Genomic DNA, 22,932 nt, shown 5'->3' with positions numbered 1-22,932 from the left:
TATGGCTACAGAAACTAAAATTAGATACGCTGATAAAGATTTAGAAGAATTTAGATTAATACTTCAAGATAAAATTAAAAAAGCAGAGCACGACTTACAACTTATTAAGAGTGCTTATATGAATGATTTTGATAATGGGACTGATGATACATCACCTACATTTAAAGCATTTGAAGAAGGAAGTGCAACGATGAGTAAGGAATCTAACTCAGCATTGGCAATTCGTCAAGAGAAATTTATTCGCGATTTAAAAAATGCGATTATCCGTATCGAAAATAAAACGTTTGGTATTTGTCGTGTTACAGGAAAACTGATTAACAAAGAGCGTTTAAAGTTAGTGCCACATGCCACGTTAAGCATTGAGGCAAAGAATATGCAATAAATTTCTGTAAAAACAGAAATCTTATTAATTGAGATTGTATTTTGAATTCCACTAAAATCATAAAACCTTTAGGTTATATTTTTATGGCTTTAGTCTATAATAAAAGACCTTACCGATTTTTACAATCGGTAAGGTCTTTATGTTTTATAATAGTGCTCTTTTTTTCGGTGCTTATTTCATCAGCTCAAAATACGCTTGAAAAACAATTGTCAGCCGCGCAAATAGAAACGATTACCATTAACGGAGATCAGATTTTTAATATTTCGGTTTCAACATTAAAAACAAATCATATTAGTGTAATTTCTACTTTAGATGGCGAATATCAAAATGATTTTCAGATCGTTTTAGAAGAAGAGAATCATACACTTTATTTAAGTTTAGAACATGTGTCGTTATTTGATATTCCAGATAATAAACGAAGTGCACATAAGATTATAGCAGCAACTTTACAGTTGGTAATTCCAGAAAAATTAGCTGTAAATATTATAAGTGATATTGGTTCGGTAGATTTAGAAGGGGATTTTAAATCGCTTTATATTGAATTGTTAAGCGGAAAATGTAATATGAAGGGTAAATCTAATATCGCTACAATTAATACAATAGAAGGGGATATTGACGTTATTGCAGAAGGGGTTTTTGAGGCGGATTCTAATCATGGTGAAATTTCTATAGATGCGCTTTTTAATTCAGATTCTATATGGAAGTTAAAATCTATTAAAGGAAATATTACAGTTGCAAAGCCCAATTAATCCTTTATTTTTACTTAAAATCATTGCATGTCTTTAAAGAAAGCCTCATTTGTCGTTATTTTAATTTTATTGATAGACCAAATCAGTAAAATTTATATAAAAACTCATTTTCAGTTAGGTGAAGATGTTACTGTTTTTTCTTGGTTTAAAATTGCTTTTATCGAAAACGACGGCATGGCTTGGGGAACCAAATTGAGTGATTTTACCACTTTAATTTCCGATAGATCAGCAAAATTGTTTTTAACATTATTTAGAATTGTCGCTGTTACAGGTATTGGGTTTTGGTTGGTAAATGTTACTAAGCAAAAGAAATCTAAAACCTTGGTGTTTGCTATTTCAATCATTTTTGCAGGAGCTTTAGGTAATATTATAGATTCTGTTTTTTACGGTGTTTTATTCAATGACAGTATAATGCAAGTGGCCACATTTTTACCTGAAAACGGTGGTTATGCTGGTGTTTTTCATGGTAATGTGGTAGATATGTTATATTTTCCTATTTGGAGTGGTGTAATGCCAGATAATTTGCCCTTAATTGGCGGTAAGTATTTTTCTTTTTTCGATCCTGTTTTTAATGTTGCCGATATGGCCATTAGTACAGGAATAGGCATTTTAATTGTGTTTAATAAGAAAGCATTTGAAGAACCTGCTAAAATTGAAACACCTGATTTGGAGTTACACAATAATCCAATTTAATATCGTTTTCTAAAGCCTCAAACGTTTCATTTTCAACATCAAAAAAAGACAGGCCGATTTTTAAAGTTTCTGGTTTGCAATTGGCTAAAAAGCGATCGTAAAACCCTTTTCCATAACCAATTCTTTGTCCTGTTTTATCAAAAGCTAAAAGCGGTATAAAAACCACTTCTAATTGCGATGATGGAATTTCTATGCCCTCAACTGGTTCTGGAATGTTGTATTTATTCTTTTTAATTCTGGTGTTATCCATAAGCAGGTAGTGCGTCATGGAATAATCTTCAAAATTACTTTTAGAGATAATGATATTCTTATCCTTCCCAGAAAGAATGTTTAAAATGTAATCGGTGTTAATTTCCTTTTGTTCTTCAATAGTTAAAAAGAGATGAAAAAAGGTTTTATTCCAGATGTCTAATTTTAATAATTGATTAGCGATTTCAAGACTAAAATCTTCTACTTTATTTTCAGTTAGCTCTTTTCTTAACTGTTTATATTTTTTACGAAGTTCTGATTTTTTCATGCTCTAACTTTTGTCGAAATATGAAAAATAGCATCTCCTTGGTATATAATTGGAGATTCGTTAATATTAAAAACGTAACCATCGTTTGGTGCTTTTACAAAGTAATTAAAACTACCATATGGGTCCGTAATATTTCCTAAGATATCACCTTTTTTAACCTCAGAATTTATAGTTACAATAGCTTTAAACATACCTGAATAATGCGCTCGTATCCATTTACTATTTAGGACGTATATACAAGGTTTTTTTGGGTCAGAAACTTTAAAATTTCGACTTAGCATATTAAGATGATTTAAAACACGTTTAATGCCGTTAACACCAGAATTGGTAATGGTATTATCAATGTTTGATGATTTTCCACCTTCAAAAAGAAGAATAGGAATTCCTGATTTTTGGCACGTTGTTCTAAAAGATTTGCTAATGTTTTTAGAATATAAAACAAAAGGAGCACCAAAAACATTAGCCAATTCTTCTAGTCGATCGTTATCTTTTATGATTCGTATTTGCGCCGAATTAAATCGGTCTGCTCCACCCGTATGGAAATCTAAAACAAGGTCTATGTGCGGTAAAATTTCGGTTACTAATTTAAAAGCAACTCTGCTTGCTAGCGAGCCACCGCTAGTCCCCGGAAAAACACGATTGAGGTCGCGACCATCAGGAAATTCCCTGTCGAGATGAATAAAGCCAAAAACGTTAATTACTGGAATACAAATTATAGTTCCTCGTTTTGGTTTGTTGATTCCTTTAGAAATAATTTGGCGCACAATTTCTACACCATTTATTTCATCTCCATGGATTCCAGCTGAAATTAAAATAACAGGACCTGGTTTTTTAGAACGTTCAATAATTACCGGAACATCAATAGTGTTTTGAGTATGCAATTTTGCGACATTAAAACTTACTTTAGCACTTTGCCCTAAACCTACATTTTTTCCTAAAATTCGTAATATATCTGGTTCGTTCATGTAAATACTTTATGTCCTGTGGACGTTATTTCCTATTACGCTCAATAAATGTAATAATTGCTTTAGCTATATTTTTATGTGTTGCACCTTCAATACCCTCTAAACCAGGAGTAGAATTTACTTCTAATAATAAAGGACCACGTGAAGATTGTAGCATATCTACACCACAAACAGGTAGTTTTAAAACTTTAGCGGCATTCATAGCTAACTTCAGTTCATCTTCATCTAATTTTATAATATTGGCAGAACCACCACGATGTAAATTAGATCTAAATTCGCCTTCTTTACCTTGGCGTTTCATAGCACCAACAACTTGCCCGTCTACAACTAAAGCTCTTAAATCGGCACCTTTAGCCTCCTTAATAAACTCTTGTACAATAACTCTGGCTTGCAAACCATTAAAGGCTTCTAATACAGATTCTGCCGCGTTTTTAGTTTCAGCTAAAACAACACCAAGCCCTTGTGTACCTTCTAATAATTTGATAATAACAGGAGTTCCACCAACGTAATTAATAACTTCTTCAACATCTCTAGAATAGTTAGTAAAAACTGTTTTTGGCATCCCAATACCTGCTTTACTTAAACGTTGCAAACTTCTTAATTTATCACGAGATCGCGTAATAGCATCAGATGCCGCAATAGTAAAAACACCCATTTCTTCAAACTGTCTTACTACAGCACAACCGTAAAAAGTTATTGACGCTCCAATTCTAGGAATAATAGCATCAACATAATCTAAGTAACGATCTTTATAATAAATGGTTGGTTTTTCCTTTTCTATAATAATGTCGCATTTTAAAGGATCAATAATTTCAATTTTATGACCTCTCTTTTCGCCTTCTTCGATTAATCGTTGGGTAGAATAGAGTTCTGCATTTCGCGAAAGAATTACTATGTTCATTTAATTAGGGTTTGTTTAAAAGATTCGTTTTCTAGGTCGACATCGACCAAATATTTATGTTTTAAGAACTGACGACCGATAAGCACTGGGAATTTCATGTCAGCTCTAGTGCTTAAAGTTAGGTTAATCTTATACTTTTTTCCAAAGAATATTACAGTTGTTTTTATTTTATAACGGTTTTCTTTACAACCGTTACTGCTTTTAACATCGGTATAGGTATAAGTGTCAAAAACAACTTCGTCACTTTTAAAATTAGGATGTCCTTTACTCTCAAAAATACAGTAAAGTTTACCATCCTGTTCTCTAACTTTAGAGCAATGAATGGCAGATGTATAAGCGCCTGTATCTATTTTAACATCGATTGTGTTGAGTTTTAATTCGGGGAAATCGACTTTATCAACACGGCCTAAGGTTTTTTTTGTCATGTTTAAATTTTATAAAAATGAGGCGCAAGGTAATCATAAAGTGCATTAAATATACATAGTTATTATTACCTTTGATTAAATGCCAGAATCTCCATTAGACATACAAATAAAAACCCTTCCGCACCAGCCAGGTGTCTATCAATATTTTGATGCAGATGAGCGTTTAATTTACGTCGGAAAAGCTAAAGATATAAAAAAACGGGTAAGCAGTTACTTTAACAAGCATCACGATTATGGTAAAACACGCGTTTTAGTTAAAAATATTGTTTCGGTAAAGCATATTGTTGTAGCCACTGAAAACGATGCATTGCTGCTCGAAAATAATCTTATAAAAAAGTATAAACCTAAATACAATGTGCTTTTAAAGGATGATAAATCTTATCCTTGGATTTGTATTAAGAAAGAACGTTTTCCTCGCGTATTTCCAACACGACGTGTTATAAAAGATGGCTCTGAATATTTTGGACCTTACACCAGCATGAAAACTGTAAAAACACTGTTAGGTTTAATAAAGGGGTTGTACCAATTAAGAACTTGTAATTATGATTTGTCTGAATCTAAAATTAATTCAGGAAAATATAAAGTTTGTTTAGAATACCACTTAGGAAATTGTCTTGGACCTTGCGAAGGTTATGAAACAGAAGAAGAATATCAGGCTAATATTATTGCTATAAGAGAAATTTTAAAAGGAAATTTTAAAGATTCTTTACAACAATTTCGAATTCAGATGCGTCAGCATGCAGAGGCCATGCAATTTGAAGATGCACAAAAAATAAAAGAAAAACTCGAAGTTTTAGAAAATTATCAAGCCAAGTCTACCATTGTAAACCCTAAGATTAGTAATGTCGATGTGTTTTCAATTGTAAGTGATGAAGGCTATGCTTATGTTAATTTTTTACAGTTGAGTTATGGTTCTATTATTAGATCTCATACTTTAGAATTAAAAAAGAAACTACAAGAAACTGATGAGCAGTTATTGGCGTTAGCGATAACAGAGATTAGACAACGTTTTAATTCTAACTCAAAAGAAATTTATGTCCCGTTTAAGGTTGATTTAGGAGATGATATAAAAATAACAATTCCGAAACTTGGGGATAAAAAGAGTATCTTAGATTTATCTGTTAGAAATGCTAAGTATTACCGCATGGATAAGATGAAGCAGATAAAGATTGTAGATCCAGATCGGCATGCTAACCGAATTATGGCTCAGATGAAAGCAGATTTACTATTACCTGAAGAACCAAGACATATTGAATGTTTTGATAACTCTAACATTCAAGGAACAAACCCAGTTGCTGCTTGTGTAGTTTTTAAAAACGGAAAACCGAGTAAAAAGGATTACCGTCATTTTAATATTAAAACAGTTGTAGGTCCTGATGATTTTGCATCTATGGAAGAGGTTGTTTATAGACGTTACAAACGTTTGTTAGATGAAGATGAACCTTTGCCACAGCTTATTATTATTGATGGAGGTAAAGGACAATTATCATCAGCTTTAAAAAGTTTAGACGCTTTAGGTTTGCGTCATACCATTGCCATTATTGGTATTGCTAAAAGATTGGAAGAATTGTTTTATCCAGATGATCCCATTCCTTTATATTTGGATAAGAAAAGTGAAACATTAAAGGTGATTCAATTTTTAAGAAATGAAGCGCATCGTTTTGGAATAGAACATCATAGAAATAGAAGAAGTAAAGGTGCTTTAACTACAGAATTAGAAAACATTTCTGGAGTTGGGGAGCAAACTATTGTTGATTTAATGAAGCAATTTAAAACTGTAAAACGAATTGCTAACGCTAAGTTAGATGAATTGGAAGCTGTTGTAGGAGTGTCTAGAGCAAGCAAAGTATATAATTATTATCATAAAGAAGAAACCTAGTGTTAAAAAAGATATTCCTATTGGGCTTTGTTCATATAGGTTAAATAGAATGAAAAAAAACCATCTCATAGCATTATTATTTTTAATTGTACTTTTTTCATTAAAAGCACAAAACAGTACATCCCAATCAGAACCTAAAATTGGTTTGGTTTTAAGTGGTGGTGGTGCAAAAGGATTTGCGCATATAGGTGTTTTAAAAGTTATAGATAGTTTAAAAATAAACATAGATTATATCGCAGGTACAAGTATGGGGGCTATGATTGGTTCCTTATATGCTTCAGGTTATTCTGGTAAACAATTAGAAGAAATCTTTGAATCTCAAGATTTTGATGCTTTAATCAATGATGATTTTCCAAGAGCTTCTAAATCATTTTACGAAAGAGAAAGTGCTCAAAAATATGTCGTTAACCTCCCTTTTGATAAGTTTAAAATTTCACTTCCTTCGGCATTATCTCGTGGGCAGAATGTTTATAATTTAATGTATCAGTTAATGCTTCCTGTGAGCAATATTAATGATTTTAGTAAGTTGCCAATTCCGTTTTTTTGTATTGCTACAAACATGGAAACTGGTGCGTCTTTAATTATGGATAAAGGAAAACTAGCAGAAGCTGTTACGGCGAGCGGAGCATTACCTTCATTATTTCAACCTGTTGTTATAGATGGTAACGTTTTAATAGATGGAGGTGTAACTAATAATTTTCCTGTAGAAGAATTGCGCGCTAAAGGCATGGATGTTATTATAGGTGTCGATGTTCAAGATGGACTTAAAGACCGTGAAGCTTTAAAATCTGCTCCAGATATCTTATTGCAAATTAATAATTTTCGTACGATCAATGCTATGAAAAGCAAAGCAGAATTGGTAGATATTTATATTAAACCAGATATTTCTACTTTTTCATTAATATCTTTTGATGAAGGAAAAGATATTATCGCTCATGGTGAATCTGCAGCTAGAACGCAACTCAACAAACTTCAAGATGTAAAAAGTAGACAACCTAATTATAAAGCACATAATGAACAGAAAGTTTTAGATAGCCTTAAGATTATTGGTGTTAATTTAGATGGAAATGAGCGCTACACTAGATCTTATATGTTGGGGAGATTGAAGTTTCAAGGAGATGAAAAAATAAGTTATTCAGATTTTAGACAAGGCATAAATAATCTTATGGCAACCAATAATTTTGATACTTTCAGGTATTATTTAAAACCTACAGATAAAGAAGCAGAATATAATTTTGTAGGTAAGATTGTAGAATCTAAAACGACGACGTTTTTACGATTGGGTATTCATTACGACGGGCTTTATAAAAGCGCTATACTAGCTAACCTAACCAAAAAGAAATTACTGTTTAATAATGATATTGCTTCACTAGATGTTATTCTAGGAGATAACTCACGATATAATTTTGATTATTTTATAGATAAAGGGTTTTATATTAGTGTCGGTTTAAAATCGCGCTACAACCAGTTTAATAAAAGTGTTGCTTCTAGTTTAGTTTTAGAAGAAGAGTCACCGTTAATAGATAACTTAAATAAAGTTGATGTAGAAATGTCTGATTTCACAAACCAGATATATCTTCAAACTATATTTAGAAAAGATTTTGCTTTAAGATTAGGTGCTGAGCATAAGCGTCTTAAAATAACGTCTGAAACAATCTTAGATGAAGCTGAAGATGATGAGATCGTTTTTGAAAACACTGATTATTTTAGTGTATTTGGTAACCTAAAATTTGATAATTATGATAATTTCCATTTTCCAAAAAGTGGGTTTTACTTTAATGGTAATTTTCATCTGTATTTAGATGCTTCTGGCTTTAATACTAGTTTTTTAGATTTTTCAATCGCGAAAGCAGATCTTGGTTACGCCTTTAGTTTTAATGATAAATTATCTTTGAAAACTGAGGCTAGTGGTGGTTTCAAGATCGGAGATAAATCTACGAACGCCTTAGATTTTGGAATTGGAGGTTATGGGTCTAATTTTATAAATAATTTTTCTTCGTTCTATGGCTATGATTATTTAGCTCTAACTGGAGATAGTTTTTTAAAATCTACATTTACCTTAGACTACGAGTTTTTTAAAAACCATCATGTTTCATTAGCAGCAAACTACGCAAATATTGATGATGGTATTTTTGATAGCGGAGAATTTATTTACCTACTGAAGTATAGTGGTTATGCTGTTGGTTACTCATTAGAAACTTTTTTAGGACCTTTAGAGGCCAAGTATAGCTACTCACCTGATATAGGTAAAAGCTATTGGTTTTTTAATCTTGGTTTCTGGTTTTAATAATCTTATAGAGTTACAATTAAGCACAAAAAAAAGACGATCTTTTCAGATCGTCTTTTTATATACAATAAATAATATTATTTATTCTTGTGCTGTTTCAGCAGCTTCTTCAGCTCCATCTTCTTCTTCTTCGTCATCATCAGCATCAACAACGGCTAATCTACTACGTCTTACTTGGCAAACAACAGTGTTGTCTGGGTGTACAAATTTGTAGTCTTCGTTTCCGATTTCAGTGATGTAAAGTTTGCTACCAATTTTTAATGAAGAAATATCTATTTCAACAAAATCTGGAAGTTTAGAAGGAATAGCTTTTACTCTAAGTTTACGGAAAGGCATTCTTAAGTTACCACCATTCATAACACCTTTAGAAGATCCTACTGTATGTACAGGAATCTCCATAGTGATTTCTTTATTATCAAATATTTGATAGAAATCGATGTGTATAATTTTGTCTGTTACAGGGTGAAATTGAATATCTTGCATAATTGCACTGTATTCTACACCGTTATCTAAGGCAATCACAACTGTATGAGCGCTAGCTGTATATACAAGTTTAGAAAATGCCAATTCTGGTGATGAGAAATGTAATGGCTTGTCTCCTCCGTATATAACGCAAGGAACCTGACCAGCATTACGTAAGGCTTTAGTTGCCTTTTTGCCTACGCTTTCTCTTTGAGATCCGTTAATTGTAATTGATTTCATTTTTGAAATGTTTGTTTGTTAAATTTTAATTCCCTCATTTTGAGGGGTGCAAATTTAGAAATTTTATATGAGAATACTAGTGTAAGTTGCTTGTTTTTTATTACTAGCTTATTTATTAAACTTTTAAATCCTTAAAAGGGTAAATAAGCAGATTGAAATAAGGGCGTTTTACATTACAAACTTATTACTAATAGATTTGTTGTGGTGTACATTTTGCATTACTTCTGCAAATAAATTAGCACAACTTAATACTCTTAATTTTTTACTCTGTTGTTTTAAAGGAATAGAATTGGTTACAATTAATTCTTCAAGTTTAGAGTTTTCAAGTTTTTCGTAAGCGTCACCAGATAGAATAGGGTGTGTACAAATTGCTCTTACACTTAAAGCACCACGTTCCATCATTAAATCGGCTGCTTTAGTAAGTGTTCCTGCTGTATCTACCATATCATCAACAAGGATAACGTTCTTGCCCGTAACATCACCAATAAGTTCCATATGAGAAATTATATTGGCTTTTGCACGTTGTTTGTAACAGATTACAACATCGCTTTTTAAAGCTTTAGAGTAAGCATACGCACGTTTTGATCCACCCATATCTGGTGAAGCAATCGTAAGGTTATCTAAATTTAAACTTTTTAAATAAGGTAAAAATACTGTAGATGCAAATAAGTGGTCTACTGGTTTTTCAAAGAAACCTTGAATTTGATCCGCATGTAAATCCATTGTAATAATTCTAGTTGCGCCAGCTACCTCTAGCATTTTGGCAACTAATTTTGCAGCAATAGGAACTCTTGGTTTGTCTTTTCTGTCTTGTCTAGCCCAACCAAAATAAGGCATAACAGCTGTAATGTGTCTTGCTGATGCGCGTTTAGCGGCATCAATCATTAAAAGCATTTCCATTAAGTTTTCTGGTCCAGGATGTGTAGACCCAATAATAAAAATACGTGTTCCTCGAATCGACTCTTCGTAAGATGGTTGAAATTCACCATCGCTATAGGTAGACGTAATAACGTTACCTAATTTAACGCCATACGCTTTAGCAATTTGCTCAGCTAATTCTTGACTTTGAGCACAAGTGAAAATTTTGGCTTCTGTGGTTTCGTAAGGCATTTGTTTATAGGGTTTTAGTTGTGTTGTGTTGTGTTTTTTACGTGATGCCAAATTTAGAAAATTATTTTGCTTCAAAAAATTATAAAACCTACTATTTTTTTGTTCATTGAAAGAAATAATTGCCTACTTTTGCTGTCCGAAATTGCTCAAGTGGTGGAATTGGTAGACACGTTGGATTCAAAATCCAATGTTGCAAGACGTGCGGGTTCGATTCCCGCCTTGAGTACAACAACTCTATAAAACGCTGTTTTTATAGAGTTTTTTTGTTTTTAGCTCTGCTGTTTAGGCTATTATATACTTCTTTATTTATATTTTCTGCACTACTATAATTCATGCTTCTAACTGATCTAGGTCATTTTGTAACCAAAAGAGCTCAACTATCTTTACAGTGTAAAATGCTATAATTATTTAAATTTTTAGATGGAGACTAAAAGCTAATTTTATTTAATTAGCAAATTGGCAACAATTATATGTGTTAGCAGAACATTGGTAAACTGATAGGTTATGCTATACAGAGGACTTAAAATTTCTTCAACATTTAATTGGTAAATATTTTTTAAGGGCATAAAAAAAATAAAATATTGAACTTGTTCAATAGATTGAAGTCAACCTATTTAAAGTAGATAAACAATGTGACGTATTACTAATTAGAGTAAATAAAACAGCTTCATCATATCTCTGAAAAACTAGAAAATGGTCTTATTCAATTATTAAAAACTTTAGATCTCATAGAAAAGATGTTTTTAATATTACGGCGTGTATGATTAAAGATGAGTTGTTGGTAAAAAAAATCAATCATTAGAGTATAAGATAATGAGTTATTGTTTTTTGAATCTTTTAAATATTAAGCCTAATGAAAAATCTACAAAACATATTAACAGCGATCACAGCACTCACAACAACAATTGAAATAGATTACCCGGAGCTTTACCGCTCATTAGATGAAAACCCGATTACGATACCTGTTAGCCAACATCCACAAATGGACAAGGGGGTTATGCAAGCGTATTTAGAAAGTTTACAAGTGTTATTAGAAAATTATTTAAAGGAAGAAAAAATAAGAACTAGTACTTTATAAAAAATAATTATGGGAGAAATAGCAACATCAAACAGGCAAATTACCTTATTCTATAATTCTAAATCTGTGAGAGCAAAGCAAACTTTAGCGTATGCAAAAGCTGAAGGTATTATAGTTAAAGAAGTAGACCTTTTAAAAACAAAGCTTACCGGATTACAAATTGTAGAATTAGCCAAACGATTAGGACTTACTGTAGCCAATTTAGTAAATCAAGAACATCCAGCTTATAATAAACAATTTGAACATCATAACTTTTCTACAGATGATTGGTTAAAAATGATTCAACATAATCCTGAAATTATGAAACAGCCCATTTTATTATTAGGAGACAAAAGTGTTTTAATTGAGACACCTACTGATATCAATAAAATCTGATGCTTTTCAGTAGAAAAAAACTTTCAAATATATAATATCATGAAAACAGAAGTTTTATATAACTCAAATATGCATTTTGAGCATCGACTTTGGAGAGGTGAATTAGAGTTTTGGAAAGATGAATTAAGATCCTTCAATAACAGATTAAGTGAGCTCGTAACACGATGGACGAATAAAGAGGTATTAAAGCAGTTAGAGCATTATCAAAACGAATTTGTACTTCACGGAGGTGTTATTGAAGATTTAGAAGAAATTATAGAAGACCATGAAACTCGTATCGCTAGACAAAGTAAAATAGCGAAAGATGTCATAGATACAGAGTTGGCTAAAAAGCATATCATATTTAGAAAACGTTTAGAAGCTCAACGAGAAATTTATACAGCGCTTAAAAATGGATTTTTCTTGTTTTTGGATCAGTATATGTAGCACGTTAATTATTATTTATATGTCACATTACTATTTAATAAGACAAGTTTTATAGTTGTTTATTTTGTTTGGACCTCTTTTTTTTATAAAAAAGAGGTCCTGTTTTATTAACTAGTTTAGTTAGTGATTTAAAAGCTGTTGTTAAAATTATAATAAAAACGCTTAGTACTGATTTAGGTCAGTGCGATCGGTGTATTAACTCATTAATTTTGAAGTATAACTAATTCAATTAGATAAAAAGTTGAATCATTAGTAACATTTTAAAACCTAATATCATGGCAAATATAATCGTCATTCCTTTTAAGGAAGAAGCAAAAGCGATAGATGCTTTACACCAAATTAAAGAATTAGATTCTTATGGAGATATTACACTCTATGAGCATATTATAATTCGAAAAACAGAAAACAATCAATACAAAGTTTTAAAAAATCAAACAGATAGTGAGGGTTGGAGGACATTTACAGGTATGGCTTTAGGTGGTTTTACTGGTGCTTTGGCGGGGCCAATAGGATTTATTATTGGTCTCTACACAGGAACCGCTTTTGGTGCTTATTGGGACATTAGTCATTTCAAATTCGAAAATCAATTTATCAAAAATGTAAGTCATAAAATGACGATAGGTACTATTGCTATCATAGCAGAGGTTACTGAAGATGACCCTATGTTTATCGATGAAGCATTGAAATCTTATAGTTCAGAAATTATAAGAAGTGAAGCTCAATTAGAATATGATAATTTTATTAATGACGAAATTGAAGATTTAGAAGAGAAAATTGAAGAAGAACGCGAAAATTTTAAAGTAGCAACAGCTCAAGAAAAAGATAATATTAAATTGAAAATTGACCATCTAAAAATTCAACGAAACACTAAAATCGAAATATTAGAAGCACAAAGAAAATCCGCGTTAAATAGTCTTAAGAGCAAAACAAAAAATAGAATTAAAAAGTTAGAGTCTCGTCTTCACAACTATGAAGATTCTATGTCTAATTCTTATCAAAAAGCACGTAAAAATAGACTTCGAAAACGCATTAAAAGAGAAGAAGAGAAATTATACCAATTGCATAATGCGCTAGGTGAAGACATTATGGATTAATAATGAAGAAATAAAAAGTTCTAAAATTCAAATTAAGAATGGGAAAGCTAATATTAGTCAGACATGGCAAAAGCATCTGGAATATGAAAAACATATTTACCGGATGGACCGATGTAGACCTTGCACCAGAAGGACTTGAAGAAGCCAAAATTGCAGGAGAACTTATTAGAGATCAAAAAATCAATATTGACATTTGTTTTTCATCCTACCTAAAAAGAGCCATTAAAACAGCTTCTATAATTATGGAAACAGCAGATATATCATACATCGATTTTATTAAAAGCTGGAAATTAAACGAAAGACACTACGGAGCTTGGCAAGGCCAAAATAAAGACGAAGTAGAAAAGGAGGTTGGGGAAGATCTCTTTTGGAACGTAAGAAGAGGGTACAGCGATTCCGCTCCTGCTTTATCTATAGATGATGAACGCTATCCTAAGTTTGATTCTAAATACAGTCAGCTTACTGCAAGCGAACTGCCAACAACAGAATCTCTTGAACAAACTAAAGAAAGAACTGTAGCATATTATTTTGAAGTGATAGTTCCTGAATTAGTAAAAGGCAAAACCGTTTTGGTTGCTGCACACGGAAATTCTATTCGCGCATTAATGACCGAAATTTTAAATATTCCGGCATCCGAAATTTCAACTGTAGAAGTACAAACAGGGATTTTAAACGTCTATGAATTTGACAGGGGTATGAATTTAAAAGAGCATCATCAGTTAGAACAAATGAGCGAAATAGTAATTTAAATTATTAAAAATATTAACACCATGCCTATTACCTTGTTAAAGTTTCATAAAAAATAATCTATTTAAGCAAAAGGTAACCTATTAGACTTCGATTCCAATACCTTTAAGTATCAACTCATTTAAGAAAAACAATAAATTATGGGAATAAAAGTAGCAGACCAAATCGTAGAAATGTTAGTAGAGAATAACGTGAAAAGAATTTATGCCGTTACTGGCGACAGTTTAAATGAGTTAAATGATGCGGTAAGGAGAAACGGGAAAATTAAATGGATTCACGTTCGCCACGAAGAAGTTGGTGCCTATGCTGCTGCTGCTGAAGCCGAATTAGATGGTTTAGCTTGTTGTGCCGGAAGTAGTGGGCCTGGACATGTGCATTTAATCAATGGATTGTATGATGCTAACCGCTCTGGAGTTCCAATGATTGCGATTGCGTCTACTATAAATACACCCGAATTTGGCGTAGACTATTTTCAAGCCACAAATACCTATAAGTTATTTGATGATTGTAGTGTTTATAATGAATTAGCAAGCACACCAAAACAAGTGCCGCGTATGTTACAAGCAGCGATGCAAAATGCGGTTCATAAAAAAGGGGTTGCTGTGTTTGGCTTGCCCGGCGATGTTTCTTCCATGCCCGCGGAAGAAAGTGCCACATCGATGTACAATTATCATAGTGAAACTATTTTGCGTCCCTCAGATCATGAGATGCAAAAATTTGCGGACCTCGTTAACAAACATCCAAAAATTTCTATTTATTGTGGTATTGGAGCAAGAGAAGCACATGATGATATTATAAAATTAGCACAATTATTAAAAGCACCTATTGGTTATTCTTTCCGAGGAAAAATGGGAATGCAATATAACAATCCTTACGAAGTTGGGATGACAGGCTTGCTTGGTGTGCCTTCAGCTTTTCATGCCATGCACGAATCTGATGTGGTTATTTTATTAGGAACCGATTTTCCATATGAACATTTTATGCCTGTAAAAAATAAAATTATTCAGGTAGATATAAAACCAGAACGCCTAGGTAGACGTGCCAAATTAGAAATAGGACTAACCGGAAAAATAACAGATACTGTTGCGGCACTACTGCCATTAATTAAAGAAAAAGAAGATGATAGTTTCTTAAAAGCGCAATTAGAATTTTATGATAAAGTAAAAGAAAATTTAAATATCTATGTGGAAGAAACTGGCTCTGAAAAACATATCAGTCCAGAATTTGTAGCATCGACTATTAATGAAATGGCCAATGACGATACTGTTTTTACTGTAGATACAGGCATGTGTTGTGTTTGGGGCGCTAGATATATTGATGGCACAGGAAAACGAATTATGTTAGGTTCTTTTAATCATGGTTCCATGGCTAATGCCATGCCAATGGCTATTGGAGCACAATTGGCTTATCCAGACCGACAAGTCATTGCATTCTGTGGAGATGGAGGACTTTCTATGCTGTTAGGTGATTTAGCAACAATTAAGCAGTACAACCTTCCAATAAAATTGATTGTTTTTAATAACAGATCTTTAGGAATGGTACAGTTAGAAATGCAAGTTGAAGGACTTCCTAATCATGAAACTGAGATGGTAAATCCCGATTTTAAAATGGTTGCAGAAGCCATGGGGTTCAAAGGGATTTCAGTAGCAGAACCAAGTGGTGTAAAAGCGGCATTAAAAGAAGCCTTTATACATGATGGTCCTGTATTAGTTAATGTTTTTACCAATCCACAGGCTTTAGCTATGCCACCAAAAATGGAATTTGACCAAATGAAAGGCTATGCTTTATCTATCAGTAAAATGATTTTAGGAGGAAGAATGGATGAGGTTTTAGAAATGGTTAAAACCAATTACAAGCATATGAAAGAAGTTTTATAAAGATCATTTTAGTTGACTGACGAAAGTCATTCTGCAGCATAATAAGTTGTTTTAACTTTGTGGTATTCTGGCATGCGTGCCTAACAAAATAAATAGATGACCATTCACAGAAAACGAAACAAAAATTTAGGCTTAGCAGAACTCGTAGCTATTGCTTTAGGAGGTATGGTTGGCGGAGGTATTTTTACAGTTCTTGGTATTGCAGTATCTATTGTTGGTAATTTGGCACCTGTTGCGATTGTTATTGGTGGCTGTATAGCAGCTTTGGCAGCTTATTCTTATGTAAAATTAGGACTTTTTTATAAAGACGAAGGCGCAACATATTCCTTTTTTAAACGTACGTATCCTACCTCTAAATTTTTAGCATCTGTAGTCGGTTGGTTTGTTATTTTTGGATATATAAGCACATTAGCATTGTATGCTTACACGTTTTCCTCTTACGCTATTAGTAGTACTGATTTTGCCAATGATATTTGGATTAGAAAAGGAATTGCGATGGCTGTAATAGCCTTATTCACCTTTATAAATATATGGAGCGTCAATGGGATGGGGAAAATCGAGGACGTTATGGTGTACACCAAATTGGTTTTACTTACAATTATATCAGTAGTACTTATTCAACATGGAACTACTGATTTTGGCACTTTTATGGGTAATATGGTAATCGATGCTGAAAAATCAAGCCTATTCTCTATTTTAATTGTAGCATCCTTAACCTTTGTTGCTTATGAAGGTTTTCAACTCGTTATTAATGCCGTTAACGAAATGAAAAATCCGGATAAAAATATACCTAGAGCAATCTATATGGCTATTACATTAGCGATACTTATTTATGTTGTGCTTTCTGTAGGTGCATTATTTGCAATCCCTACCGAAGAGATTATTAAAAATAAAGAATTTGCATTGGCTGCAGGTGCAGGAAATGTGTTGGGAAGTTTAGGAACTAATATTGTTATTTTGGGTGCTATTTTAGCAACGAGTAGTGCTATTAGTGGAACCGTTTTTGGTTCGTCGAGACAAATGGCAGTTATCGCTAAGGATGGTTACTTTCCACATTGGTTATCTATCCGAAAAAAGAACACACCTCAAAATGCAATTATAGCCATGTCTGTTATGGCAAGTATTTTAATTTTATTGGGTGGTTTAGAATTAATTTTAGAGTTTGGAAGTATTACTTTTTTACTCGTTTCATTATTAATGGCAATTGCTAATTTCAAAATAAGAGATAAAACAAAGTCTTCAACATTTATAACGATCCTGTCCATTATAGGACTTGGTATTGGTGGACTATTGATTTTGTATTATGAATTTAAAAATGAATGGAAACAGATGTTAGCCATCATAATTCTGTATTTAGTTTTAGCAATTTTTGCCTGGATTTATTCGGAGAAAGTAAATAGAAAAGTCAAAAATAATTAGGCATCTTTATATTATTTGTGCTGATGTTTAGATAACAATTGAGTGAGTAGAATTGCCACTGATATTAAAATGCCTAAAACAGAAACACCTTTCCAGGCATAATGTTCCCATGCAAATGCTCCTAATGTTGTACCTAATGCACCACCAATAAAAAAACCAACCATATAAATGGTATTAACACGGTTTCTTGCTTCGGGATTTTTTGAAAAAATAATATTTTGATTGGTAATATGAAGGATTTGTAATCCTAAATCGACTAAAATAACACCAATTGCTAAACCAATAAGCGAGTTTCCTGAGAGGTAGAAAATGACCCAAGAGAAAATTATTAGTAAAGCAGAAAAGATAATGATCTTATTCTTATTGAATTTATCATTTAACTTTCCTACAACAGCAGCTGCCAATGCGCCTATAACACCAAAGAGACCAAAAGCGCCAGTAACATCACTGCCATAACCAAAGTGATCTTCCATTAAAAAAACAAAAGTCGTCCAAAAAATACTTAGTCCTGCAAAGCCGAGTCCTCCCCGCAATGCTGCTAGCCTTACTGTAGGTTCTGTTTTAAAATAATAGCCAATAGATTTTAATAAGCTGCCATAACTATCTGTATAACTTGGGTTTATTTTTGGCAACTTAAATTGAAGTAAAATAAAGAGCAACACCATTAAACAGGTTGCAGCAAAATACATAAATCGCCATCCAAACCATTCACCTACAATACCGCTTATTACACGAGATCCAAGGATTCCAATGAGTAATCCACTCATCACAATACCAATAGCACGTCCACGTCCTTTATCATCAGATAATTGTGCTGCCATGGGAACAAATAGTTGTGGAATAGCCGAAGAAAAGCCAATAAGAAAACTGCTAGCAATAAGTAGCAATAATGTGCTAGACATCGCTGCTGCAATAAGTGAAATTACCATTAAAGCAAAATCATATTGTAATATTTTTTTATTAGAAATTTTATCGCCTAGAGGAATGATAAATAATAATCCAAAAGCATAACCTAATTGTGTAGCGAGTGGTACATTACTAACAGTCGATTCACTAACTCCAAAATCAACAGATATTTGATGTAGAAGTGGTTGATTGTAATAAAGATTCGCCACCACAAGTCCAGCAGATATACTCATTAAGTATAATACTGAATTGGATAATTTTGTATTCATTTGTTATAAAACTTAAAAACGCATTCCACTTGCAATGATATCATTTTTCATCACTATGAAGCAATTTTTATATCGCTTTTAAATCTTTTTATGTGCTTTTGTATTGGTAAATAAAATGGGCAATGTTTAACTCTATTTTATAAAGCTTTTTAAAACATCGACTTGAAATTCACTGACAACAGTTGCAGACGGATCTGCATTAAGCAAAACTAATCCATAACCTAAATGAGATAATTTGCAATCTTGTATAATACCTTCTCTCAACCCACTATAAACTGGTAGAAAATGTTTGTGTGCTTCAATGCCTGAGGTGTTAGCAACTTTTATGGCAATAGTAACAGCTTTATTTATTTGCTCAGGAGATAATCCTTTCTTTAAAAGATCACTTGCCAAATAATTCATGTGCGTTGCATAATATACGTTCATAAAATTTTGAACCGTATCTGTAATGTCATAAACCCCTGTATATATTGATAATTCCATGATTTTTGTTTTATGTTAGTACGTCATAAATGTTGTTTAGTAATATTAACGAGTTGTGATTTTTAGCACTAGGTTGAGTTTAAATAATTTTATATTTTAAATTTAATTTGCCGTTTGTGGTTCTCTTAAACTTTGTAATTGTTTAAACAAATCTTCTTCTGCCATTGTAAGGTCTTTAGGTAGATTTATATTTAGTTTTATAAGTAAGTCTCCATAGGTTGAGGGGGCATTATATTTTGGCATTCCTTTCCCTTTAAGTCTAAGTGTTTTTCCTGTTTCACTACCTTTTGGAATCGTAATTTTTAAGGTTCCTGTAAGTGTAGAAATATCAATTTTACCACCCAAAATAGCGGTATATAAGTTTACAGAAGCATTGTAAAGAAGGTTATCTCCTTTTCTTTGAAACCTAGCGTCGTCTTGTACTTTTAAAATAATATACAAATCACCTCTAGCACCACCTTGGGCTCCTCGTTGTCCTTTGCCTTTTATTTTTAGCTGTTGACCATCATAAGAACCTGGTTTTATGGTAATACGTAAATTTTGATTGTGAATTTCAAAAGTTCTTTTGCTTCCCTGATAAGCTTCTAAGAGGGTAATTGGCATTTCTGCTTGAGTATTTCCACCTGAAGAATTAGGTCGTTGTCCTTTGACGCTTCGTCCTTCGGGACCAAAAAAATTTTCAAAAAAGCTAGAAAAATCTTCACCACCTTGCGCACTTTGTCTAAAGAAATCTGAAGGACCTCCCTGATTAGAGCTAGTATTTCTTCGGTTGGCTTGGTTTGCGTAATCACGCCAGTCATCTCCTGTGTTTTGGTATGCTTCCCAATTAGAGCCTAGCGCATCATATTTCTCACGTTTTTCCTTATCACTTAAAATCTCATTAGCCTCGTTAATTTCTTTAAATTTTTCTTCAGCTATTTTATTATCCGGATTTTTATCGGGATGATGTTTGCCCGCTAATTTTCGATATGCTTTTTTAATCTCTTGTGAGGAAGCATTTTTAGCAACGCCTAATATTTTATAATAATCCTTGTAGTTCATGACAAAAAGGGTTTATTAACCTATGAAATATCTGTTGAGAAAACTTTTGTGTAATGCGTCTTTTGCGTTTTTCAAAAGCTCTTCAACTTCCTTGAGTGTATTGTTATTTATTTTAGCAATTTCTTCTAATTCTAAATGTTGAATAACTGATAACTCAAAAACATTTCGCATGGTAACAGGTAGATTATGTAATACCATTTTAATGTGATTATTAATTTCTTCAGTACTTAAATCATTATCTATTTTCTCTGCTAATGCCTTTTGATTGTCTTCTATAAAAATAGGATTTAATGTGTAATCGTTATGATTGTAAGACAGATCATCTAGCTCTTCAATAAGTAGAAAATCACCGCCAGCATCTTTGCTGTAATTCTCTTGCATTGCATCCCATTCTGGTTGTGTATAATCATCGATGTTTTTGAAAAAGAAATCATCAAACTCTTCTTCCACAATAATATCATCTAATAAATAATTTGTTTTTTTAAATAGCCAGAGATAAAAACCTTTAGCATGTGAAACCTCATCGATGTGATCGTGAATTTCAATAAAAAGCTGATCTATAATATCGTCTGCTTTGTATTTGTTTTTTGAAAAGTTTCCTTTTTTTATGGCTGTTTTTATCTGATTATTAACATACTTTTTAATCTCTGGCATTATCTTCATCACTAGAGCATCAAACAAAATTTGATTCCCTTCTTTTTTTAATTGAACAAGATTTGAAAATGATTCGGTTACAAAAACACGAAACTCTTTTTTATTTTGAGTATATGAAGCTGTAGTTTTCATGAGATGCTTATTTACTAATTATAGTATAAAGGTCTGTACTTTTTAAGTGATATGAAATGATCTGGGTCAGTCGTTAAGAATTGAGCGTAATCTGTTGTAGTGGATTAATTTTTTTGTAACCAAAACAATTGATTACTATGCTTTTAATTTGCTATTTTTAATTGTGACTTTAGTTTATTAAGTTCAGAATTTGAACCTCTCAAAATAAGAATATAATTGCCTTTTTTTAATGTTCTTAAGTGAGTGCATATGTTATTTTGGTTGATGCCAAGTCCACTTAAAATACCGAAAAGCCCCGTTGGCATTGAGCCTATGGTTTTACCATTAACTTCTTGTAAAAACATAGGTGCAAGAAATCCTGCAATAAAAAAAGGGCCTATTTCAGGATTTAAGATTGTTCCAAACTTTGAAGAAAGTTTTAAGTCGTTTTCACAGTATGTCTGTAGATGAGTCTTTGAGTTTAGAAAAGTAGGATTTAATTCTTCTGTTGCTAACTTACCTAAAACAGAAATTTGAATGTAAACATTAGGCGTATGATAAATATTATTTATCACATTTTTAATTAGTTCAATTTTGGGGTAAGACTTTAAAAAAACGCTTTTTTCTTTCGTGTGTTCTGTAGTAGGGTTCATGAATAATTTAATATCAGCAACCTAGGTGCTAGTTCTGTAACAAATGTAGTAGAACGACATGTTTACAGAAATGACTTACATCACTCCTCTATATTATTTCAGTGAGTCTTAATTCAGATTACCCAAATTCTACAATTGTTTCTAAACCTTTTCTATCTAGCAAGACAAGTCTTCTATTTGTTTCAACCCCAATTAAACCTTCGTGTTTAAATTCTGTTAACATTCTAATCGCTGTTTCTGTAGCTGTGCCTATCAGTCCGGCAAAATCTTCTCTAGGAATGCTGATGCCAGCATGTTCTTCATCTTTAATCATGCCTTTTGCATCTAATTCTAAAAGTGCTTTAGCAGTGCGTTGTCTTACGGTAGCAAAAGCCATATCTACTAAATGTTCTTGTAGCGTAATTAAACTATTAGAAATCATTCCGATAAATTTATTAGATACCTCTTTGTTTCCGTATAAGAGTTTTGTGAAATCGGCTTTAGGTATTGCATACACCTCAGCATCTTCTAAAACACTCGCTGTTTCTATGTAAAGCCCTTTATCTCCTAACAATGATAATTGCCCAATAAAATCACCAGCACCATACATTCCTGTTACAAATTCTTTGCCGGTTTCTGTTGTTCTATAAGTTTTTACATTTCCACTTTGTATAAAATATAAATGATGAGCAGCATTACCTTCATCGAAAATTCGATCTTTAATTTTATAAACTTGAAGGTTACGATCTTTTGAAAGTGCTTCAAGATTTAAATAATCTGAAGCTTCATCCAAGAATTGATTAATGCCGTCTATATTTTTAGAAAATTCTTTCTTCAAAAAACTGTTCTTGCTTAAACGACATGCAATAGCTCCTAGTAATTCATCTTCTTCAAAAGGTTTGGTTAAATAATCATCAGCACCAAGATTCATTCCTGTTCTAAAATCTGATTTTTCGGATTTAGCAGTAAGAAAAATAAAAGGAATACTTGCCGTTTTAGAATTCTGACTTAACCGCTCATAAACTTCATAACCATCTAATTCTGGCATCATAATATCACATAAAATGAGATCTGGAAGACTTTTTAAAGCTTTGTCTACACCTATGTTTCCATTTTCAGCGGTAATGACATCGTAGTTTTCTAGTTCTAGAATATCAGCAGTGTTTTCTCGTACATCCTGATTATCTTCTATTAATAGTATCTTTTTCAT

24 protein-coding genes and 1 tRNA gene are annotated in these 22,932 nt (G+C 32.3%); 13 read left to right on the top strand and 12 right to left on the bottom strand.

Going from position 1 to position 22,932, the window contains the following annotated elements:
* Position 1 precedes the first annotated feature (1 nt).
* From HM985_RS03265 to HM985_RS03255, 3 genes are read left to right on the top strand one after another with little or no spacing between them, the layout of a single operon-like run.
* On the top strand, positions 2-382 hold the full coding sequence (locus tag HM985_RS03265) for a TraR/DksA family transcriptional regulator (protein WP_173588243.1): 381 nt from the start codon (positions 2-4) through the stop codon (positions 380-382).
* Between the two features lie 41 nt (positions 383-423).
* The gene (locus HM985_RS03260) at positions 424-1,131 is read left to right on the top strand and encodes a DUF4097 family beta strand repeat-containing protein (RefSeq protein WP_179374853.1); all 708 of its coding nucleotides are present in this window, start codon (positions 424-426) and stop codon (positions 1,129-1,131) included.
* 27 nt (positions 1,132-1,158) lie between these two features.
* Positions 1,159-1,824, top strand: coding sequence for a lipoprotein signal peptidase (locus HM985_RS03255; RefSeq protein ID WP_179374852.1), 666 nt, complete (start codon positions 1,159-1,161; stop codon positions 1,822-1,824).
* Here HM985_RS03255 and HM985_RS03250 read toward each other — a convergent pair.
* Genes HM985_RS03250 through HM985_RS03235 form a run of 4 tightly spaced genes read right to left on the bottom strand, consistent with a single transcriptional unit; the run spans position 1,778 to position 4,632 of the window.
* The gene (locus tag HM985_RS03250) at positions 1,778-2,341 is read right to left on the bottom strand and encodes a 5-formyltetrahydrofolate cyclo-ligase (protein ID WP_179374851.1); all 564 of its coding nucleotides are present in this window, start codon (positions 2,339-2,341) and stop codon (positions 1,778-1,780) included. The two genes, HM985_RS03255 and HM985_RS03250, sit on opposite strands and share 47 nt — an antisense overlap.
* On the bottom strand, positions 2,338-3,306 hold the full coding sequence (locus tag HM985_RS03245) for a succinylglutamate desuccinylase/aspartoacylase family protein (protein WP_179374850.1): 969 nt from the start codon (positions 3,304-3,306) through the stop codon (positions 2,338-2,340). Before HM985_RS03245 ends, HM985_RS03250 begins: the two co-directional genes overlap by 4 nt.
* Before the next feature lie 25 nt (positions 3,307-3,331).
* Entirely contained in the window at positions 3,332-4,207 is an 876-nt protein-coding gene (gene rimK / locus HM985_RS03240) for a 30S ribosomal protein S6--L-glutamate ligase (RefSeq protein WP_179374849.1), read from the bottom strand.
* Positions 4,204-4,632, bottom strand: a complete 429-nt coding sequence (locus tag HM985_RS03235) for an ATP-dependent zinc protease family protein (RefSeq protein ID WP_179374848.1) — start codon at positions 4,630-4,632, stop codon at positions 4,204-4,206. Before HM985_RS03235 ends, rimK begins: the two co-directional genes overlap by 4 nt.
* A gap of 79 nt (positions 4,633-4,711) precedes the next feature.
* On the opposite strand from HM985_RS03235, the gene uvrC reads away from it, so the two are divergent.
* Both uvrC and HM985_RS03225 read left to right on the top strand, forming a co-directional pair.
* Complete coding sequence (gene uvrC, locus HM985_RS03230; protein ID WP_179374847.1) at positions 4,712-6,511, top strand: excinuclease ABC subunit UvrC; 1,800 nt, start codon at positions 4,712-4,714, stop codon at positions 6,509-6,511.
* A 49-nt stretch (positions 6,512-6,560) separates the two neighbouring features.
* The gene (locus HM985_RS03225) at positions 6,561-8,798 is read left to right on the top strand and encodes a patatin-like phospholipase family protein (protein ID WP_179374846.1); all 2,238 of its coding nucleotides are present in this window, start codon (positions 6,561-6,563) and stop codon (positions 8,796-8,798) included.
* A gap of 81 nt (positions 8,799-8,879) precedes the next feature.
* Here the strand turns inward: HM985_RS03225 and HM985_RS03220 are convergent, their stop codons facing one another.
* On the bottom strand, positions 8,880-9,500 hold the full coding sequence (locus HM985_RS03220; RefSeq protein ID WP_179374845.1) for a 50S ribosomal protein L25/general stress protein Ctc: 621 nt from the start codon (positions 9,498-9,500) through the stop codon (positions 8,880-8,882).
* Between the two features lie 168 nt (positions 9,501-9,668).
* On the bottom strand, positions 9,669-10,610 hold the full coding sequence (locus HM985_RS03215) for a ribose-phosphate pyrophosphokinase (RefSeq protein WP_179374954.1): 942 nt from the start codon (positions 10,608-10,610) through the stop codon (positions 9,669-9,671).
* 144 nt (positions 10,611-10,754) lie between these two features.
* Here HM985_RS03215 and HM985_RS03210 point away from each other — a divergent pair.
* The 8 genes from HM985_RS03210 (at position 10,755) to HM985_RS03175 (ending at position 17,626) form a co-directional block, all read left to right on the top strand.
* Positions 10,755-10,836 (top strand) — tRNA-Leu (locus HM985_RS03210).
* A gap of 627 nt (positions 10,837-11,463) precedes the next feature.
* Entirely contained in the window at positions 11,464-11,688 is a 225-nt protein-coding gene (locus HM985_RS03205; RefSeq protein WP_179374844.1) for a hypothetical protein, read from the top strand.
* 9 nt (positions 11,689-11,697) lie between these two features.
* The gene (locus HM985_RS03200; RefSeq protein ID WP_179374843.1) at positions 11,698-12,063 is read left to right on the top strand and encodes an arsenate reductase family protein; all 366 of its coding nucleotides are present in this window, start codon (positions 11,698-11,700) and stop codon (positions 12,061-12,063) included.
* 39 nt (positions 12,064-12,102) lie between these two features.
* Positions 12,103-12,489: a hypothetical protein gene (locus tag HM985_RS03195; protein WP_179374842.1), complete on the top strand. Its 387-nt coding sequence runs from the start codon at positions 12,103-12,105 to the stop codon at positions 12,487-12,489.
* A 275-nt stretch (positions 12,490-12,764) separates the two neighbouring features.
* A complete protein-coding gene (locus tag HM985_RS03190) occupies positions 12,765-13,583 on the top strand; it encodes a DUF1269 domain-containing protein (RefSeq protein WP_179374841.1) in 819 nt (272 codons plus the stop codon).
* A gap of 38 nt (positions 13,584-13,621) precedes the next feature.
* Positions 13,622-14,332: a 2,3-bisphosphoglycerate-dependent phosphoglycerate mutase gene (locus tag HM985_RS03185; protein ID WP_179374840.1), complete on the top strand. Its 711-nt coding sequence runs from the start codon at positions 13,622-13,624 to the stop codon at positions 14,330-14,332.
* A gap of 138 nt (positions 14,333-14,470) precedes the next feature.
* The gene (locus tag HM985_RS03180; RefSeq protein ID WP_179374839.1) at positions 14,471-16,207 is read left to right on the top strand and encodes a thiamine pyrophosphate-dependent enzyme; all 1,737 of its coding nucleotides are present in this window, start codon (positions 14,471-14,473) and stop codon (positions 16,205-16,207) included.
* A gap of 96 nt (positions 16,208-16,303) precedes the next feature.
* The gene (locus tag HM985_RS03175) at positions 16,304-17,626 is read left to right on the top strand and encodes an APC family permease (RefSeq protein WP_179374838.1); all 1,323 of its coding nucleotides are present in this window, start codon (positions 16,304-16,306) and stop codon (positions 17,624-17,626) included.
* Positions 17,627-17,637: 11 nt separating this feature from the next.
* On the opposite strand, the gene HM985_RS03170 is transcribed toward HM985_RS03175, so the two are convergent.
* The 6 genes from HM985_RS03170 to HM985_RS03145 form a co-directional block, all read right to left on the bottom strand.
* The gene (locus HM985_RS03170) at positions 17,638-18,801 is read right to left on the bottom strand and encodes an MFS transporter (RefSeq protein WP_179374837.1); all 1,164 of its coding nucleotides are present in this window, start codon (positions 18,799-18,801) and stop codon (positions 17,638-17,640) included.
* A gap of 132 nt (positions 18,802-18,933) precedes the next feature.
* The gene (locus HM985_RS03165) at positions 18,934-19,284 is read right to left on the bottom strand and encodes a hypothetical protein (protein WP_179374836.1); all 351 of its coding nucleotides are present in this window, start codon (positions 19,282-19,284) and stop codon (positions 18,934-18,936) included.
* Positions 19,285-19,386: 102 nt separating this feature from the next.
* Positions 19,387-20,325: a DnaJ C-terminal domain-containing protein gene (locus tag HM985_RS03160; protein WP_179374835.1), complete on the bottom strand. Its 939-nt coding sequence runs from the start codon at positions 20,323-20,325 to the stop codon at positions 19,387-19,389.
* Between the two features lie 15 nt (positions 20,326-20,340).
* A complete protein-coding gene (locus HM985_RS03155) occupies positions 20,341-21,111 on the bottom strand; it encodes a sigma-70 family RNA polymerase sigma factor (RefSeq protein WP_179374834.1) in 771 nt (256 codons plus the stop codon).
* A gap of 143 nt (positions 21,112-21,254) precedes the next feature.
* The gene (locus HM985_RS03150; RefSeq protein ID WP_179374833.1) at positions 21,255-21,743 is read right to left on the bottom strand and encodes a hypothetical protein; all 489 of its coding nucleotides are present in this window, start codon (positions 21,741-21,743) and stop codon (positions 21,255-21,257) included.
* 118 nt (positions 21,744-21,861) lie between these two features.
* Positions 21,862-22,932 (bottom strand): response regulator, encoded by a 1,071-nt coding sequence (locus tag HM985_RS03145; RefSeq protein WP_179374832.1) that lies wholly within the window; start codon positions 22,930-22,932, stop codon positions 21,862-21,864.

The sequence above is a fragment of the Winogradskyella wichelsiae genome, from assembly GCF_013403925.1.
In the GTDB taxonomy this organism is placed as follows: Bacteria; Bacteroidota; Bacteroidia; order Flavobacteriales; family Flavobacteriaceae; genus Winogradskyella; species Winogradskyella wichelsiae.
The sequence above is the reverse complement of the archived record's forward strand: the minus strand, read 5'-3'. Positions and strand labels throughout refer to the sequence as shown.